Source organism: Carboxylicivirga linearis, assembly GCF_018271995.1.
Taxonomy (GTDB): Bacteria; Bacteroidota; Bacteroidia; order Bacteroidales; family Marinilabiliaceae; genus Carboxylicivirga; species Carboxylicivirga linearis.
The window spans coordinates 1-20809 of the sequence record NZ_JAGUCO010000022.1 but is presented as its reverse complement, the minus strand read 5'-3'; the positions used below and the strand labels follow the sequence as shown (position 1 = coordinate 20809).

Here is a 20809-nt window from a genome sequence, read left to right as displayed (position 1 = left end):
CACCTGATACATCACCTCTCATTTGATCTTTATATACCTGATATATTGATTCTTTTTAACTCTCATTACCATCTCTTATAACTCTCGCCTAATTTTCGGTATGCTTATTGATTAGTAACTGCACGACCAGAAAAACATTAATATTTATACACTCTATGAAGTCAGACTTTAAATCATCATCTGTTATTGCATTATTATGTACTATGCTATTTTTACTTATAAGTGGTATAAAAGCCGAAGCTGCACCTTACAATATGACACAAGAAGACAGTTTGGTTACTCAGCTTAAAAACACGCAGGAATACAATGTAAAATTGGATATACTATTTAAGCTTAGCACTCTTTCTCGTGGCAAGGATTATAAGAAATCACTTGAATACAGTAACAAAGGCTTTACTTTGGCCGATAGTTTTGATGATGATATTAATTGTGCCTTATTTAAACTGGAATCGGGACTTACAACCTATTTTCTGGGAGATTACAAAGAAACGATGGAATTGTATTTTTATGCACTTCGCATATTCGAAAGACACAATCATTCAATAGGCATCATTAGAACCTTAAGTAACCTTGGAGCTGTTTACGATAGAGTTGAGGCATACAACAAAGCCATTGTGTATTATAATAAATGCATTGCCTATTTTAATGAAATGCCCTTTGATGCAAAGCAGGAATATTTAAAATACTTGTCGCAGGTTTATAATAACCTTGCCAGTGCCTACGAAAAGCTTAATAACAATCAAGAGGCAAACCTATACTATAAAAAGGCTCTGGATGTTGGTCAGTCGATCGACTACCCCCAGATTGTTGGATCGATCTATAATAACCTTGGTAAACTAGAGGTTAAGAACCAGAATTATGACTCAGCCAAAGAATATCTATCCAAGGCTATTAATATTAGAGAAGAAATTAATGACACCGAAGGATTAGCCAAATCGTATTATTTCTTATCGGATTATTACAATAAAATCAACCGGATAGACAGCGCTGAATGGGCAGCTTTGCAATCGCTAAAATTAGCAGAGGACAAAGGTTTACTTGAATCGGAACAAATTGCTCATATGTTTTTGTATGAGATATACGAAAAGAAAGACCAACCTTACAAAGCGCTAAATGAGCATAAACTATACAAGCAGTTGAGCGATAGCTTACTGAATGAGCAACGAATGAGCCAGATTGCTCAATTGCAAATCTCGTACGAATTGGATAAGGTGGAAGAAGAGGCCGAAATGGATAAAGAAAGGATGAAATTCTCTTTTTTTATTGTGTTGGTAATTCTGCTTGCCATATTGGTTGTTGCCATTATGGGGCTTATTATCTATCGAAAGCAAAAATCAAAAATTAAATTAGAGAACAAAAATCTGGAATTGGAAATAGATACCAAAAACAAGGAGCTCACCACCAATGTAATGTACCTGGTGCAAAAAAATGAATTAATTAACAGCGTAGCCAAAAGCCTGTTAACCTTAAAGCAAAACCTGGGATCGGAAAACCAATTAATGATTCAGAAAATAGTACAGAACCTGAATGCGGAGTCAGATGGTGAGTTGTGGAACGAATTTGAGTATCGTTTTCAGATGGTACATACCGAGTTTTACAAAAAACTAAGAAGTTTGCATAGTAATATAACACCCTCCGAAGAGCGATTAGCTGCCTTATTACGGCTAAATCTTAGTTCAAAGGAGATTTCAACCATAACGCATCAAACCATCAGGAGTATTGAGGTAGCACGCGGCCGTTTACGAAAAAAGCTTAATTTAACCGGTACTGATATTAATTTGGTTACGTATTTGGCGGAGCTTTAGAAAAGCTCATGGCTATTAGCTGATAGCTGTTAGCTCGGAGACCGAAGAGGCAGAAGCTCTGTTTATTGTGCTTTGTGCGCAGTGCTTAGTGAATGGCAATTATACAACTCTACGAATTAACATTAAAAGTCCGGAGCTATAAATCCGGAGACTGTTTTAAACAATTAGCCATATTACTTTTGAATTTTGACTTGATTACTTTTGACTTGGTACATATGATGCAGCAGTTAAAAGAAGGGCGGAGCCCTGACTGTAGCAGCACAGTACGACACTGAGCTTGTCGAAGTGGAGTGCTGTGTTTAAGAAATACGGTTATTAAGCCCTGAAAGGGCGTCTGTCAACAGTAATTCAAAAGTAAGCTGGATAACGGAACTGAATATCTAAAACATTAAAGAGCTTACTGGCAACGTAGCCATCGCATAGCGTTTTCCTTTTCGTAAAAAACATTGCATACAATACCAAGCTTTTGTAAACGCAACAACATTAAATAGGCAAAAGTTGTTTCTCTAACTTGTTTACACACAAAAGCAACCTGATTTAATGCAATACCAGTCAGTTTTTTCATTAATATTTCAACGTTGTTACCTAAATTTTCAAAGGTAATACTACTATCATCAAAAGATAGATGAATAAGCAAATTCTCCTTAATTTCATCAATCTTAAAGCGAACTAAAAAAGGAGTTATTAAAATACCATTTAAGAAAGCTGTGTTATCGATAACAATACTTGTCAACTCTATAGCTATATTTTCAATCATTGGCTTAAAAAAATGGGCTCCAAACCAACTGAAATAATCAACTATGGTCTGAAACCCATTGCTTACAGGCAGCTATCTACCTAATCTGTTATCTTATACATATCAAAAGTACCTCTGTCCCATCCGTTATCAGGGGTATCACCCGGATATACAAAATATTCTAGCTCTTCTATTGTGCCTAAACAGGTATTGTAATTACCATTGCTTAAACTTCTTATCCATACATTTTCATATCCAAGGTTAAGATCTTCGAAAAAATACTGTGATGGAATAGAACAAGTAGTTTCCTTACGATTAAAACTAATCTGCACCTTTGAACCTGGTACTTCCCAAAAACCATCAACAAATACCGAATAAGGATCATCTCCTGCTGTTATTTCAACCTCGTATTCAAATTCTCCAAAATAAGAATGCTCATACACACGATATGTTCCAATAAAGGCATCTCTATCGAAATCGCAAAATTTAAACAGGTTAAGCTCAAAACTATTGTTATAACCAGCCAGTTCATTAGAATTAGCTGAGTATAATTGAAGTACCAATTTCACTCCATTGGGCTCCGATCCTTCATAAACACCTTGTACATCGATACTGCCTAATACTTCACCGGCAGGTATAACCAACTGATTATTCACAACAACAAAGTTAACCCCTTCTTCTGCAGTTGATTTTTCTGAATCGATAACCACTTCAAAGGTACGATCGGTGTCAACAGCTTTACTTACCCCCACCTCAATGGTATAAAGCGGATTGCTTTCATTTACAATCATACTACCACTTTGCTCTAAAAAGTGTATTTGCGACGGCCCATTATATTGCTCTATCTCGTTTTGCTGGCAGGATAATCCTAAAACAGCAAGTGTTAATACCAATATCACATTTATCTTTTTCATCCTTTGCCAATTAAAATTAATAACCTTCGTTCTGCTTAATTACTGGATTTCCATTCAACTCGGAAGTTGGAATAGGCCACTGCCAGCGATAATCATCAGCCTTAATATCAAGATCGTTAGCTGTAGAAGTATTATCTTGAGGTATTCGGGCGAAACCTTTACCCATTCGCTTTAAGTCAAACCAGTAAAATCCTTCGAACATCAATTCTCTCTGTCTTTCCTGAATAATAAAACTCTTAAGCGCATCACCTTCAATACTAACACCTTGATGATTCTCAATACGATTTTCTAATAGTGCATCAAGGTCAGCTATGGCACTTTCATCATCGTTACTAAAAGCATAAGCCTCCGCTCTCATCAGATACATTTCGGCCAAGCGCATTGGTTTAGGCATATTCATACCTACAACCTGAGAAGTAAAATCGGGATTGGTTGGATATTTGATAACTAATTTACTATTCCACCCATATCCTGTTGTAACGCTAGCCACATATGTAGATAAACGAATATCTTTTGAATTAAATAGGTTTACCCATTTATCTGATGGAATATAATCAGGTAAGAGAGGCGACTCCATATTATTCATATTAAAAAAGTTGTACCCAGGAGCTACCAAATTAGCATCTGTTATTCTGTAACCAACGCGCCAAATAATTTCAGAGCCGGTATCTTTTAGCCACATATCAGTAAAAGCTTGATCTTTTGTAAGGCTAAATGCCGGATTATTAATCACCTGCGAAGTATGTTCAATTACTCCTGCGTAATCTTTCATATCCAACAATACACGTGCCATTAAGCCATTAGCAAAATCAAGAGTAAATACTTCATTATCGTAACTTTCGTTATTTGGCAATAATTCCAAAGCCTTGTCCAAATCACTGACTATTAAATCATAAACTTCTCCTACTGAGTTGCGAGACGGATTAGGATCATCGTAATCTAAACGATACGGAATACCCATTTCGTTAGCAGCTGTAGATGAATTATACGATTTAGCAAACAATCGTACCAGGTTGTAGTGCATTAGAGCACGGCCTACAAAGGCTTCCCCTTTTATCCGATCAAGATTAACTGAATCTCCACTAATTGTATGTAAATTATTGATAAGATAGGTAGCATTGTAAATAGCACCATAATGATTACTCCATAAATCACCCACCTCGCTAGTACCAGGGTTTATCTTCCAGGCAAACATCTGCCCCAGCTGGTTACTAAAACCAGTTGATGCCAAGCTGGCATCCGTCATAATATCAAGCATTGTAGTCAGCGATCGACCATATGATGCACCAGAACCAAAGTAAGCATACATACCGTATAGCAAAGTTTGTGCATCATTTTCGTTAGTAAGAATATCCTCTGCAGGTGTGCTATCCAGCGGTTTGGTATCAAACAGTTTTTCGCACGATACCAGGCCAGACATCAACACTATTAATAAGCTATATATTAAAATTAACCTTTTCATATGGTAATGTTTTCTTCCATTTGTCATATGCAACAAGTCAGTATTTATCAGTCTATGCATGTAGGCCTTATATCTGGCTCGTTTCATATATTTAATTTTTGCTACTGTTAAAATCCTAAATCAATACCCAGAGTTATTGTTCTTACATGCGGGTACATATTTGCCTCCATAACACCATAAAATTCAGGGTCAATTCCTTTATAACCGGTAAAAGTCAGTAAGTTCTGCCCTTGAGCATAAACCCGGCACGAGTTAAAGAACATTGTTTTCTGTACAAAATTCTTATTCAGATTATAACTTAAAGTCAGGTTCTTTAACCGAAGGAAAGAGGCATTTTCCAACAATCGTGTATCAAACTCATTATCCTGATATTCAGGATTCGGATGTTTAGCTTTATCACCAGGCTGTTTCCAGTAATCAAGTAAGTCGGCACTTTGATTGTACGAGGCAAACATACCATGGCTTTCTGTAAAGAACCTTGTATTATTAATCAACCATTTATCAGCCATCCATGAGAAAAAAGCAGATAATTGAAGACTCTTGTAACTAAAAGTGCCGGTAAAACCTCCAGTTAATGGTGGTAAATAAGTTTTACCTTCAAGTAGTACCCGATGTGCATCAGAATAAGTATCGGTTACCTCACCATCGGCAGTATACCACAATCCTTTCCCGGTAGATTCGTCCACTCCGGCCCATCGTGCCATATAAAAGGTTCCTAAAGGTTGATCCAAGGTAATTTTAGTATATCCTTGATCAATCTCTTCTAAATTATTGTATAACTTGGTAACCCTATTAAGGTTATACGAAAGGTTGGCATTTAAGTGAAAACCAAAATCACCTTTTTGAATAAGCTGACCATCTAACTCAACTTCAAATCCTTTATTATTCATCTCTCCAATATTCTCCAAACGGCCACCTATTCCGGTTGTTATTGATCTGGGTACAACAAATAACATATCCTTTGTGGTTTCGCTATAGAAATCAACCTTAGCTCTATATTTTCGCAAAAAAGCCATCTCCAAAGCAACATTAGCTTTGAACTTACGCTCCCAGGTTAACTCATCATTAGCAGCCTGCGCGTAAAAGGCAGCACTTTGCTCAATATAAGTAGTATAACCATAAAGTGCCTGATGCTCGTAATTACCAATATTGTAATTACCAGTTTCACCAACACTAGCACGGACTTTCAACTGATCAATCCAACCAATACCTTTAATAAACTCTTCTTCCTGAATATTCCAACCCAAACCCGCACTCCAAAAGGTCCCCCATCGGTTATCAACACCAAAACGTGAGGAACCGTCGCGACGAATACTTAAGTCAGCCAGGTATTTGTAATTATAACTATATGCCATATTACCGAAGAAAGAAGCTACGGTATAATCATACCCATCACCTCCCCATCCGTCAATCTCAGATGCAACAGCAAGCACTCGAAGCTTATCAGTTGGAATATTTCTGGCACCTACACTAAATCCTCTATTGGTGTTTGAAATTATTTCCTGACCAGCCAATACGTTAAAATCATGTTTCTCGGCAATTTGAAACTTATACCTTAGAGTATTAGTAGGGGTTAGACGAAAATTGCGGCGAAATCCTTCTGTAATCTTACCGTTAAATCCGCGCCCCCACTCCGAATCAGGATGAAGAAAACCATAGGATCTATAATCATAGAAGTCAGCTCCCAAATTAGTTTTAAACACCAAATTTTTGGCCAATTCCACATCAAAGAAAACACCACCGACAATTTTAAGAGTATTATTCTTATTTTCATTCAGCATTATTTGCTCAATTGGATTTGCAAACGGAAAACCTTCATTATTATAGCTTCCATCAGATGTATATGGAGCTAAATAAGGATTAAGTAAACGAGCTGCAAATATTGGATTATATACATTGGTTGATGCTGCACCTCCGCTTACTGTATTGTTATTACTCTCGTAGCCAAACGATAGATTGACACCCAAATTAGCTCGGTCAGAAACTTTATTATCAAGATTCAAACGATATGTGAAACGCTCAAAATCGGAGCGATACTGAATACCTTCTTGAAAATAATAGCCCCCTGACATGTAAAAACGCGTATTTTCGTTCCCGCCTCTGGCTGATAATTCGTGTGATTGTGTTAAGGCATCACGAAGGACTACATCAAACCAGTTAGTATTTGTTTTCATCAAATCCAGTTTTTCTTCAGGAGTATAGGTTTTCAAACCCAGTTCTTCTTCATATTGAATTTTCTGAGCCGTATTCATCATATTAAAGTTATCGCGTGCTATGGTGTTTAAACCAAACTGACCACGATATTGTATACTTGTGCGCCCGTCGGATTTACCCCGTTTTGTAGTAATAACAATAACTCCATTACTTGCGCGGCTTCCATATAGAGATGTAGCTGTTGCATCTTTTAATATAGATACATTTTCAATGTCATTCTGATTTAAAGCACTAAACTGCCCGGCCGTGATTGGAATACCATCCATTATGTACAAAGGATCGTTACCCGCATTAATGGAGCTTACCCCACGAATACGAACGGTGGCTGCTGCACCCGGTCGACCTGATGATCCAACTGAAACAACCCCTGGAGCACGTCCCTGAAGGGCCTGATCGAAACTGGCTACAGGTACTTGTTCAATCTTTTCGGCTGACACAACTTCTACAGATCCGGTATAAGTACCTTTCTTCTGAATACCATATCCGGTAACAACCACCTCGTCCAGATTCTCTGAATCATCCTGCAATTGAATATTAATAACTGATTGTCCTGTATAGGCTACTTCCTGCGTTTGGTATCCTATAAAAGAATAAACAAGCATTTCAGTATTATCAGGAACCTGTAAATTATAGACACCGTCGTAATTGGTTACAGTACCAATGGTAGTGCCTTTAACCAGTACGGTAACCCCAATCATTGGTTCACTAGTTGTCTTATCTGTTATAGTACCGGTAAGAGACGTATTTTGCGCCCAAACCGTTCCTGTTGAGATAAATAAAACCAATGACAAATAAATTAATAATTGCCTCATTATAATGTAATTTTGTAGATTTTGAGTTTATATAATCGTTCACCTCAAATGATGAACTGCCTTTGCCTTTGCTATTAAATATATTGGATTCACTTTATATATATGGGTATCTGAAGTGTACTGTAATTTAAACTCTGATCGGACGTAACAACTACCACGTAATAGTCGCCCGACATAATGTCGAAAGGGATAGATGTTTCAAATAAATGTTGATTGTTGATTACATCTTCTTTTCCTGATAATGGAAAAGTAACTGCGTCGGGATTATAGGGATCATCCCATCCCCTGGTATTTTTTGTTTGTTGTTGGGTAAGATATACAGTACATTCTTTCAAATCCGTATCGTCGGTGAATGTAGCTGATAACATTAGGGTATTTCCCCTGTAATAGGTTTGAGCCTGAGGTGCCGTAACTATAGCTTCAGGTGCAGTAGTGTCTGTTATTTCATCTTTATCACATGCCACAAATAACAGAAGGCTCATTGCCAATAGCATTAATTTCCTATTCACTTTTATCATCTTCTTTGGATATTTATTGATGGGTTGTAATTCTTTTTTGGGTTGACAAATCTGTTCGTGATGGCACGTTAGGCTGTTATTGTTAATTTGAATGTTGTTTCAATAGTATATAAAAGAAAGAAGCCCCGCCCGTTGGCGGGTACTTCAATCCGACACAATAACTCCTTAGAGCTTATTAACCTTTGTCCATGCTTTAGCTCCATTTACATCAGTGGTTCTTACTATATAAATTCCTTTAGCTAAATCAGAAATATTGATTTGAGTGATATTACCCCTTGTAAATTGTTTCACTTTTGCACCGTTAATAGCAATAACTTCAACGGATACAATTTCTTTATCTGTAGTAATATTAATCACATCTGAAGCTGGATTTGGATAAATTGATATACCATTATCTTTGGTTTTATCCATACCTGTTGATATTTCAGAAATTGTAAAAGAGACAGAACTTATATTGTCATCAACTAAAAAGTCAGTTTCAGTATATGTATCATATCCATCACATACAATAGTTACAGTATAAGTACCCATCGGTAAAATAGGTGTGTTACCTATTACCATCCATGTCATACTATTATAAACAATAGTTGTACTATAAGTAGAGCCATCTGTTTGATCTTCAAAAGTAAGAGTTACATCGTATACTTCTGAACTGGTATTGGAATCCAGAACTGTAATCATAAACTGCTTTCCTGTTAGTAAAGAATAGGTTACTTCTGTGGTATATGCACCTACATAGTATTCTTCATTAATCGCAACATAAGAACCGGCTCCACTTGCATCTACAGTTACATTCAAATATCCGTTTGGTACATTTTCGATAACGACTTGTCCGTTTTCATCTGTTGTTCCTGAATACCTTTTTAAACCAGTATTAAATACTACGTTTGCATACTGAATTGGATTGGAAGTTGCCTCATCAATAATAGTTACGGTTACCGTTTGCGTAGAAAACGAAGGAGTATATTGGTAAATATCTGTATCTGTTCCGTTTTCGGCAAACATATATACTTTACCTCCAGCACTGTACATTTCATTAATTGATAGAGTTGGTTGTCCTTCAAAAAGCAATTGCTTAGTATTACCATCATTACCATCCGATACATATACCACATCTGATGTACCATTATTACCTAAAAAGGCAACACCGCCTTCAATAGCTGTTAACGAGTGAAATGCATCGCTTGGAGCAATATTATCAGGCATGGCACTAACATACTCTCCTTCATTAGGGTTTAAAGCATACAATTCAGCTTCACCTTCTGTTTTAGCAGCCAATACATAGATATTATCTCCAGAAATAACAAAATCACTAATATTATCTGATTCATCTTGAGCATTAACATGATAAGTTTCAATTTTCCATCCCCAAGACATTGTTGCGAAATCCATATCCCAGGCAATGGATGTTAACTTATCTTCAACAACTGCGTAAACTTTGTTATTAAGAACTTGCAATGGCATTGAATCATCAACCATTACGTCCATGCCATTAATAGTCAAGCGTTCTACAACACCATCTGTATTTAAGGTATATAATGCTGCATCTGAGAAATCACCATAAAGCCCCTGAAGAAAAAACAGGTGTTTAAAAGTTGAGGTAAAATTATAAAAAGACAGTTCAGTTCCACTATGAACCTCGGTTAAGTTTGTTCCATCAAAAGCATAAAGTTTTGGGGTTGGAAAGAAACCACCAGTAGCACCTGCCAAATAAAGATTACCATTAAACATGGCACCTAATGGCAAACTGTTTCTGGTTGAAGCATCATAAGATGTGTAGTTTGCTGTACTTGGGCTTGTACCGTCAGTATAGGATGGCAAATACACATCACCGTTTATCGCATCAAAGCTATCATAGTAATTATAAAAATAAAGTGGCCCGTTGTCACCTGTATAGCGCAATACGCCTGATCCGGGTTTTTGGGTAGGATTAACTGGATTAGGACCATCAATAAGTGTCACAGTCCCATCTTCCAGCTTGCGCAAACCTACTCCTGAAGCATCATCACCCAGATAAAAGGCTATATTACCATCAGACCAGCCGTTAATACCGCTTACGGTTCCTGCCTCAAGACTTTCAACATCTGTAAAACTACTGCCGTCGGTAGTAATTGAAATAACATCGTTAGTACTTGTGTTCGATACAAATACAAGACCTGTTCCATAGTTAGCCACGCTACTAACAGTACCTGTTTTAGTAACAGGTGCTGATACATCGCTAGTTGGTGGCGCAAGTTGTGCAATCGTTGAGAAACTGAATAAACATGCTCCCAGTAATAATGAAGTAAATCTTTTCATGATTTAATATTTAATGGTTAACAAAAATTGTTGCCGTTGCAACCTTGTGATAAAGCTATACATGTAGCTACCGGCCAAAGCTTATCAGCCGGTAGCCAAATGATTAGTTTTTAATGAGTTTTTTCATATAAGAAGTTGATTTGGTATATACCTTCAGCATATAAAGTCCCGGATTAAGGTCACTTATATTAAGCATATTAGTTCCATTAATACCCTTTAAAGCAAAGCTTTTAACCAATTCACCAGTAGTATTCAATACATCACATCGCGTTGCCACATCCAATGTAAGATCAAGTGTCAATCTCACCTCCTTATCGGCTGGATTAGGATATAAGCGAATGGCATTTTGCTCAACATCGTCGATACCAACACGGTGTTCAACAAAGGCTGGCACTATCATTTCAAATTCAGCTCCTTCCGGATCAGTAGCTTTAAGCCTGATTGTGGTGTAACCAAGTTTTATAGGCATAAAAATGGCTGTATTACCATTGTGGAATAATTCCACAACTTCTTCATTATCCACCTCCACTTCATAACTTAACTCATCTCCATCCGGATCAATAATGTGATGACTCAAATGAATCAGGTAACCGTCTTCGGTTTCAAGAGGGAAAACCTGTTCTCCTATTTCGACCGACTCATAGGGAGCACGATTAACATTAGCGACATCTACAATTAAACGGAATGTTGTTTGATTACTATGACTATCTGTGGCTTCAACAGAAAATGTATGCTGCCCTTCTCCATCGTAATCAGGCGTAAATTCAATATAAACCTTATCTTCCGAGACAGTATAAGTGAAGTAGTCCTTCTCTTCTGGCACATTAATGGTGAAACTGTCGCCTTCTTCGTCATGAATTTTCAGAACATAACTTAAAGTATCAGCTTCATTGATGCTGTAACGCCTTTCGTTACCACCAGCGTATTGAGGTCCTTTATTACGGCTAAGTGTTACAGGCACTTCAACAGTTGGCGTGTATGGATCGTTACTCTTCACAATAATAAAGGCCTGATTAACGCCTTGCTCAGCGTAGGTAGAGTTAAACGAAAGGTCGATTTGCGATTCCTCACCTGGCATAAGTTTACCTAGTTTTTCCGATTCAATAGTACACCAGGTTAAACCACCTGCTTCAGATTCGGCTGCACGGACCATCCATCCTAATGTGGTATATCCGGCTTCAACGGTTTCGAACATGGTTTCGCCATCGCCAAAGTAGTAGCGGTTTGAAACAGGCTCAGATGTTGTAAAAGTTCCTAAGGGATAAGTAATACTAAAGTCGAATACAAATACCACAAAGAATTTCTCGTTGGGGAAGAAGAATACATTATCATCAAGCGGAATGGTTATAAACGCTCCGGCTGACGAGCCACTTTCGGCTATATGCTGATATTTTTGCTCGTATAACAACTGACAGTCAGCGAGTTTTTCAGCACCTCCCAGAATCTGCACCTTTATCTCACTCTCCAGCACATCACCCCAGGCGTACCAGGTTTGTACATGCGACAGGTTAAAACCATCTTCAGGCGCATAAAACCCGGTAGCAGCCGTAAAATTCAACGTACTTTCTCCGAATCCCACCAGACTTTCGTTGGTAACCAGATTTTCATACTGTAACACGCGGTTAAAGTCATTAGCCGTTGCTTTTAACACTGCTGCAGGCGCACTATCTTCGGCTTTGCTAATTTTAAGCTGCCCGGCATACTCTGATGGTAAGGCCATAGGCGTAACGCTGGCTACTGCAGGCTGAGGCGATGAACCACGCTTAAAGCTAATGCCAATTTCGTAATTCAGATTAGCTGAACCCGCCAAATTATCAAACACAATAGTTCGGTTATCAACATAGTTGATTGTATCCGTATATAAATCGATGCGTTCAGTCTGCACATTAATAACTGGTGGCATTGTAAATATGCCAGATACAGGTACTTTTATTACACCACCTTCAATATCGCAGTTGATCAGTATGGTATCTGTCACTTCTGCTTCAGCCAAGGGATATACACGTAACCTGAATGTTTCTTCGGCCAAAGGCTTCAGATTATAGTTGATAAATTTACGTGAGATATCAACCCATCCATCAACGGCATTACCCGTACCAAACTTATTATCATCACCCATAGTGATTCCATAATTAAAGCCTTTTTGCAGCTTTACATTGCTGATCTTTACAACACGCGAACCTGTGTTTTTCACTGTAAAATCAAAGTCGTACCTTTTGTAAGGAGAGGTATAACCCAAGTTGTCGTGATCAATCATCATCAGCTCACCCATTTCCAGGGTATCCTCAACAAACACATTGTTCTCACCCACTACCTGCAGGTTCACCGGAATGCTAAACTCAGGATCTGAAGGCGTGTTGTTGGCAAAAATCAATTTATCAGTATAAACGCCATCATACAGCGATTCTGCATTAAGGAACACATTAAAGGCTTGTGTAGTGTTAGCAGGTATGGTAAATGACTTTTGAGGCAGGAAAGTCACTACTGTTCCATTCTGAATAATACCCATTGTGCGGGCCGATACCTGAATACCTTTAGTCCCATCCTGGTTTTCAATACCAATTAAAGAAGACAGAATCATGGCAGTCTCAGGTTCATTGACTTCATAGAGGTACTTAATAATGCCGTTTTTAAACAACCATACTTCAACTGATACTGGTGATCCACCGCCATTTGAACCTAAGTCCTGAAAACGAATCACAAACTTATCGTTGTATTCCATGGTATAAATACCTGTTTCAGGATAAAAGTTTGGATTCGACACCCCATTAAACCCAAATAAAGGTGCCAGGTATCCATTAATTAATGCTTCATTGGGTATAAAGTGATCAGGTCCCCACTCACGCGATGGTTGATCATGCAAAAAGGTAATTACACCTGTATGTCCCACATAAATAGTATCGTACTTCTCGCCATAGAAAGATATTTCATAAGGCAGAGGTATAGTCATCCAGAATTTCTCAGGATTAAATATTTCCTCCGTCACATCCAGCTTAGTGCCTTCTTTGATGGCATTACTCCAGTTATAATATGGCGATTCTGTATTATGCTCTATGGTGTATACATAATCGGCACCACCACTTACTTCTGTTCCGTCATCAGGCCATGCAAATAACCATTCGTTAGCCGATGGTGTAACTTCCATAGGGTTATTCCCATCATTGACAATATCTATGCTTAAAGTTTTGGATGTGCCATATTGAAGTGATTCATCTATTTCAGTCCTTCCGGATGAGATAAAAGGTGCTTCCACGACATTGCAGGTAACAGGAATGCGGAATGTTTGCCCCTTATCATCAATTACTACAATAACATCAGAAACAACCCCAAGATCAGTAGCATTAACTGTAACTGTATAGTCGGAAACAGTTTCAGGCTTTAGTTCCGCTGGCAAATAACCGTCTACGGTAAACATTCCGTTTTCCGACACTACATTAGTTAATGTACCCACTGCCGAACCATTATTGGTGATGCGCAGCGTAAGGTCGGTGATAGCACCTTGAAATACGCTGCCAAAATCCAATTCCTCAGGAACAAAGACGTAGCCTACGGTACCCCCAGATGTAATATTCATTTTAATGGTGTGCGCCACCGGATTATTTACCGGATCGGTACTTACAATATTAATGCGCTCTTCAAAATCATCAACAAACAGATTCTCTGTTGATCCTTTAAAATGAATTTCAACTGAATCATTTACAGCTATGGTTCCAGACGAGTTACTTAACTCATTCAAGACTCCATAACCCGGATTTTTAAAATATATCTGATGCCCGGTAGTTGGATATGTACCAAGTATAAATGGATCTCTACCTACAATTGTACCATAACCATTTAACACAATTCGGTCATCCAGGGCCTGATCTTCGATCATAATTAAAGTAGAAGCTCTGTTAAAACCCAGGTCTCTGGTACCAAGCACCTCTCCCAAATCCTTATAATTAAAATCTATATCACCATTCTGATGTAATACAATCTGGAAGGTTATTGGCTCCTCAAGCCAGCCAATACCTGAACTGATAGTATTGTCGTAAATGTAGCTTTCGTGCACAACATCCTGATACTGTATTACAAACTTACCCGGTAGTGCCTGATAGTAAATTTTTCCGCCCAGATTAAGACTAAAAGGCATGCCCCAGGCCGATATTAACTTAGAAGGCTGTGCAGGATTTTTATAACCAGCCGGCTTGGCATTAAACCAGCCATTATTGGCTAACGATACAGCTCCCCAGTTGGAGATATAACAGGTGTCGTAGTTATTACCAAAATATGGAAAGCGGAAACCAATCTGGGCATCGGTTAACATTACGCTACCATCCAATCGGAAGATATCTGTTATATCTGTGCCAGTGAATTGAATATCGTCCCATTCGAAAGCTTCTTCTCCCGGTGCCGGAGTATTTTCCCCGGACACATAGCCAAAGTTATGAATCGACTTTGTGTCAAAATCAGGCATATTAGAACCATCGGCAAATTTTGGCACATAATATCTTAGCGGATAATCTCCATCATTTCGTAGGAAAAAACTTCCTTCGAAGGAATCACCCAGATTCATGTCGGCATAGTTAGATACAGGTGGACTCACAACCGCCTTAGCTGGCCAGGTTCCAGCACCATACAAACTGAATGTATGCACTTTACCTGTTTTATCGCTGACTTTAACTGTAGCATTAATGGCTCCCTCTGTGGTAGGTTTGAAGTAAAAGCGTAGCTCTTCCGAACGTTCAGCCGGAATTACTTTAGGACCTGTTCCGACCAGCTTAAAGTCAGGATGGCTAATTTCTATATTAAGTGCATTATATCCATTATCAAATGCGCCTAGTCCAACATTACTTATAGTAATGGTTTCCTCTTTTCCTGTACCTATAAATACATTACCAAAGTTAACCACATCATCACTTTCAATTTTACTGGTCTGGCCAGTAACATCAAAATTCAGATTAACATCTTTCCATAAATTTGTATAGCCTTGACCGAAAACCTGAAGGTTAGTTTCGTAATCACCATTAATTAACTTAGCGGCATTAACTGTCAGGTCAATTGTTTCCGATTCATTTGGATTTAAATAGCCAGAAGTATTAGATAATTCAACATAATTTTCTAAAGGTTCCAAATCGTTAACTGCTACAACCACCCATACCTTGGTGTAGTCGTAGTAAATATCTTTTAATTTAACCCAGGTAACTCCTTGGTCATTACTAAAATAAGAATGATCAGTGCCGGCCAGATTATAGGCTTGTGCGGCCAACAACGGATACCTGTGACCTGGAGGCATATGAAATACAATAAAAAATTCTTCACCTTCCTTAAACTGCATTTGCTTATCAAATACAATTTGATCAATGTAATAGTTATCGTATCCAATCTCAAAAATTTGCGAATGAACCAGTTTAGCAGTGTTAATGTCACCTCCTTTATATACTTCAACATAAAGCGGATCATCTGTAATCTTATCAAAACTCACACCTACCAATACGCTGGTTAGGTTAAAACCTTCGGAATTAACTACTTTAAAATAGGTTGCTGATGAGCTGGGCAGCTCTTCATTTGATTCACCAAGTTTAACAAGTGTTTCATTTAAATAATCAGGATGATAATAATACATATAGCGCAACGATGGCTTTTGTGCAAATGGCTCAATGGATGCTTTATCCTTGAGATTCTGCGAGTCAATACCGGTTTGTCCTCCGGTATAATTGACCTTATATAGCACGCGCTCATTTTGATTGTCGTATATATCAATGTTTTCAACATGGTTTGAGGCAATATTCCACTTTAACAAGCCTTCACCTGTGTTAGAAATAGTAAATTGCTGATGCGATAAAGTATCATTATTTACATCAACATTGAAGTTGATACTGGTTTTATCAAGTGTAATTTCCGGACCTGCATTGGTGGAAAAACTAACCATATTTGATAACAGGGATTCATTACCCCAGCGGTCAACACCTGTAACACCTACATGATAATTGGTGTTAGGCATTAATTTGGTTAGCTCATATGCAAATGTTGTTCCTGCATCCAGAATACTGTTGACGCGCACATAACTGATTGTATCAATCATGCTGTTATCAAATGAGTAATCAGCATAGTAAACATGGAAATAGCGAGGGGCATCGTCATCCTCATCGGCTGGCACAGTCCAATTTAACAATACAAACTCTCCAGACACCCCTAGATAGCTTAAATCTGTGATGGCATCCGGTGCTATCCCGTTATCTTCCAGTAAAGCCAGATAAGCATCAACAGCTCCGAGTCCAACTTTACCAACCCATGACGAATTAACTTCCATGGTATCTATTACATTAACTCCACTTAAAAGGCGGGCTGTTAACTGACCAGCATCAAATTCAGGTCCTTTATATTCTGATGCAATTAACGCTGCAATTCCCGATACATGGGGACAAGCCATTGAGGTACCATCATAAAATCCATAGCTATTATCAGGCATGGTGCTTAACACCCCATGGTCTTGTCCATTGTTAACATTACCTCCTGGAGCTGACACATCCAGCCAGTCACCATAGTTGGAGTAGGATGTTATTTCATTATCTGGTCCTGTTGAAGCCACTGCTATCACTGGTTCGTAACAACCCGGCCAGTATTCTCCCTCATCGCCATTATTTCCGGCAGCAAAAATTACAACCCCGCCTTTCATCGGGCTGTTCTCGTATTGACCGGCTTCCTCAATAAAATAATCAATAGCATCCAAAATGGATTGCTCTACAACCCCCGGGATATTCCATCCCCAGCTGTTTTGAGCAATAACAGCACCATTATCTGCTGCATATACAAATGCTGCTTCAGCACTTCCTGTCGCACTTTCCGACATAATCATACAGGACATAATGCGTATACCATCGCCATTGCCCGATCCACCGGCAACACCAGCTACACCAATACCATTATTATTAACAGCAGCAACAGTTCCAGCAACATGCGTTCCATGTGGTAATGCTTTAACATCGCCATCCATATTCACAAAATCATAACCATAAACGTCATCGATATAGCCATTACCATCGCTATCTTCACCTGGCGTGCCATTAAGCTCTGCTTCATTCACCCACATATTAGCCGCCAAATCTTCGTGCTTATAATCAACCCCCTGGTCAATTACTGCCACAATCACATCAGGATGACCAGTTTGACGCTCCCACGCCTTTAACAGGTTTATATCTGCTCCTGGCGTACCCGGGTTATCAACGGTATTGTGATAATGCCATTGTTCATCAAATTGGGGATCATCAAAAGGCGAACTGGAAGTCGATTTCAAACCTGCAGCAGATGTAATATCAGCCTTTGTAAGTGTGTGTGGCACCAGACTTTTCTCATAAAAAGGTTCAACCCTTTCTATTTCTATTGTATTACTATAGGCTTTTAGTACCTGATCAAGTTCGGCTTGTGTATTTACCTTTACCTTGTACCATAAATGCAAACCATGTTTTTGATGTTTAATATCGTGCTTGGGGGAATAGGGAATTAAACGTTCAAAACTAACGGCTTCGTACTGATAATTTAAATCATCAATACCTTGTATACCTGTATTAGCATAACCGTTAATCTGTGTTGATTTTAATCCAACAGGTGATACTACCAATTGTGGCTTAATTTTTACTTTAAATTCGCCTTGAAGTACACCGTTTTTATATACCTGTAATTCCTGAGATAATGCTGTTACAGATAACAGCATTATCAGGATAAGGCATAAAATTTGTTTTAATTGGGTAGTAATATTCATTCTTTAATAGGATTTTATTGTTATTTTTTCCCTTTTTCCTTTGCTTTTTTAGAACTCTCATCTAAACGTTTTAAGAGTTTCTTAAAAACCTCGTTCTCCTCTTCGCGTCGTTTTATAAGGCGCTTAATTTCTTTTTCAGATATATTTTCCTTCATACTTGATCAGATTAATGTCAGCGTACTCCATTTTAGGATTGTAGACTAAATGCAAATGAGTTTATTTTTTATTATTTTTTAAGGTTTTATAGCTCAACCATACCTCACACCCCCCTCCAATTAAACCTCAACATAACGCATAATTAGATAACATAATCGAACATTCCACCTCTCACTTAACACTCTTACAGACTGGTTATATGATTTTTAACACCTCTCTTTTTGGATTTTAACCTATTGCTCTATTTCTTTTAGATATATTTAACGCAACCTTAAAATGGACAAATAATCGTTATTTTTGTACACCTAAAATTTACAGATGATGGGCCGATACAAAGCATTTATATATATCCTGATTTTTCTGTTTTCAACTCAATTTATCCAATCTCAAAACACGGATATCATCAAAGAAGACAGCTTAAGTAATTTGCTGATGAATGCGAATGCATACGAAAAACAGGTTGATATACTTACTCAGATTGTGAAGCTAACACGTAAATACGATTACAAAAAATCCATAATATATAGTAATCAGGGACAAGAACTCGCCAATAACAACGATGACATTATACAATTTGCCTTATTTCAGTTGGAATCAGGCATTACCAATTACTTTTTAGGAAACTACGATGCTACTTTAAAACTGTATTTCTCAGCCTTAGCGGCATTTGAAAAGGAAAAGCATTTTATTGGCAGTTTACGAACGCTTAACAACATAGGTGCAGTATACGATCGAATAGAAAACTTCCACAAAGCCATCAACTATTATCAACTATGTATTCAATTATTTAACGAAACACCCGAAGAGATAAAAACAGAATATTACAAGTATTTATCTCAAATATATAATAACCTGGCCAGTGCATATGAAAAGTTAGGTGAAGACAAAAGAGCTATTGAATATTATGAGAAAGCATTAAAGGCGGCTGAAGCCGGTTATTTTCCTGATATTACAAGTTCGATATATAATAACCTCGGAAAAATTGAAGTTCAGAATGGAAATTTTGGTTTGGGTAAAGAATATCTTGATAAAGCCATTGAAATTAGAAAAGAAAAGAGCTTAACCGAAGGGCTTGTCAAATCTTATTATTTTCTATCTGATTATTACAACCATATTAATTTATTGGATAGTGCAGAGTGGGCTGCCAAACAATCACTTGAACTGGCTAAACAGCGTGGATTATTAGAATCGCAGCAAGTGGCTCATATGTTTTTATATCAAATTTATGAAGACAAAGGATTATTGGCCAAAGCACTGGAGGAACACAAACTATACAAAACACTTAGCGACAGCCTTCTGAATGAAAAAAAGATGAATCAACTGGCTCAGATGCAAATATCATTTGAACTGGAAAAGATTGAAGAGCAAGCTATTCTGGAGAAAGCAGAACTTAAGAGTCAATATACAATTATGATTGTGGCCTTATCAGCCATTTTAATTGTATCACTGCTGGGAACTATTACCTACAGAAATCAAAAAAAGAGAGTTGATTTAGAAAACAAGAATCTGGAATTGGAAATTGACACAAAAAACAGAGAATTAACCACCAACGTAATGTACCTGGTTCAGAAAAACGAATTGATCAACAATGTGGCCAAAAGCCTGCTAAATCTAAAAAAGAATCTAAAACAAGAAAATCAGAGAAGTATACAGGAAGTTATTTATAATTTAAATGCCGAATCGGACAATGAGATATGGAATGAGTTTGAATACCGTTTTCAAATGGTACATACCGATTTTTATAAAAAACTCAGATACCGACATAGCGACATTACTCCATCGGAAGAAAGGCTGGCTGCATTACTTCGACTTAACCTTAGTTCTAAAGAAATTTCAACCATAACACATCAAACAGTACGTAGCGTAGAAGTGGCCAGAGGGCGACTACGTAAAAAGTTAAACCTTACAGGTACTGATATTAACCTGGTGAGTTATCTGTCAGATTTATAATGCGCTCTTAGCTATATGCGCACATAGTTGAAAACACAGCAATTTACCAATTGCTTATTAACCTGAGTTCGACGTAAAATTTTGAACTCAGAACGCTTACAAATAGTTAGTTTCAAGTGTATATTGACGAAAGAATAGCGGGCTATTTTGAGTCGATTGCACGAAGAAAATTGCTGTTTGTAAGTGGAAATTAGCAAGCTTTG

The 20809-nt window shown here is 37.8% G+C and carries 10 protein-coding genes; 2 read left to right on the top strand and 8 right to left on the bottom strand.

Annotated features, from left to right (window positions below; translation table 11 throughout):
- The first annotated feature begins 155 nt into the window (after positions 1-155).
- Entirely contained in the window at positions 156-1805 is a 1650-nt protein-coding gene (locus KEM10_RS18980; RefSeq protein ID WP_212218098.1) for a tetratricopeptide repeat protein, read from the top strand.
- 397 nt (positions 1806-2202) lie between these two features.
- Here KEM10_RS18980 and KEM10_RS18975 read toward each other — a convergent pair whose 3' ends face one another.
- The 8 genes from KEM10_RS18975 to KEM10_RS24585 form a co-directional block, all read right to left on the bottom strand.
- The gene (locus KEM10_RS18975; RefSeq protein ID WP_212218096.1) at positions 2203-2562 is read right to left on the bottom strand and encodes a hypothetical protein; all 360 of its coding nucleotides are present in this window, start codon (positions 2560-2562) and stop codon (positions 2203-2205) included.
- An 80-nt stretch (positions 2563-2642) separates the two neighbouring features.
- The gene (locus KEM10_RS18970; RefSeq protein ID WP_212218093.1) at positions 2643-3455 is read right to left on the bottom strand and encodes a DUF4843 domain-containing protein; all 813 of its coding nucleotides are present in this window, start codon (positions 3453-3455) and stop codon (positions 2643-2645) included.
- 16 nt (positions 3456-3471) lie between these two features.
- The gene (locus KEM10_RS18965) at positions 3472-5004 is read right to left on the bottom strand and encodes a RagB/SusD family nutrient uptake outer membrane protein (protein WP_212218090.1); all 1533 of its coding nucleotides are present in this window, start codon (positions 5002-5004) and stop codon (positions 3472-3474) included.
- 20 nt (positions 5005-5024) lie between these two features.
- A complete protein-coding gene (locus KEM10_RS18960; RefSeq protein WP_212218087.1) occupies positions 5025-7943 on the bottom strand; it encodes a SusC/RagA family TonB-linked outer membrane protein in 2919 nt (972 codons plus the stop codon).
- 89 nt (positions 7944-8032) lie between these two features.
- Positions 8033-8461 (bottom strand): DUF4625 domain-containing protein, encoded by a 429-nt coding sequence (locus KEM10_RS18955; protein WP_212218084.1) that lies wholly within the window; start codon positions 8459-8461, stop codon positions 8033-8035.
- 165 nt (positions 8462-8626) lie between these two features.
- On the bottom strand, positions 8627-10759 hold the full coding sequence (locus tag KEM10_RS18950) for a T9SS type A sorting domain-containing protein (protein ID WP_212218082.1): 2133 nt from the start codon (positions 10757-10759) through the stop codon (positions 8627-8629).
- Between the two features lie 103 nt (positions 10760-10862).
- Positions 10863-18500 (bottom strand): S8 family serine peptidase, encoded by a 7638-nt coding sequence (locus tag KEM10_RS18945; protein ID WP_212218079.1) that lies wholly within the window; start codon positions 18498-18500, stop codon positions 10863-10865.
- 20 nt (positions 18501-18520) lie between these two features.
- Positions 18521-18655: a hypothetical protein gene (locus KEM10_RS24585; RefSeq protein WP_262897941.1), complete on the bottom strand. Its 135-nt coding sequence runs from the start codon at positions 18653-18655 to the stop codon at positions 18521-18523.
- 319 nt (positions 18656-18974) lie between these two features.
- On the opposite strand from KEM10_RS24585, the gene KEM10_RS18940 reads away from it, so the two are divergent.
- Positions 18975-20606, top strand: a complete 1632-nt coding sequence (locus KEM10_RS18940) for a tetratricopeptide repeat protein (protein WP_212218076.1) — start codon at positions 18975-18977, stop codon at positions 20604-20606.
- Positions 20607-20809: the final 203 nt, after the last annotated feature.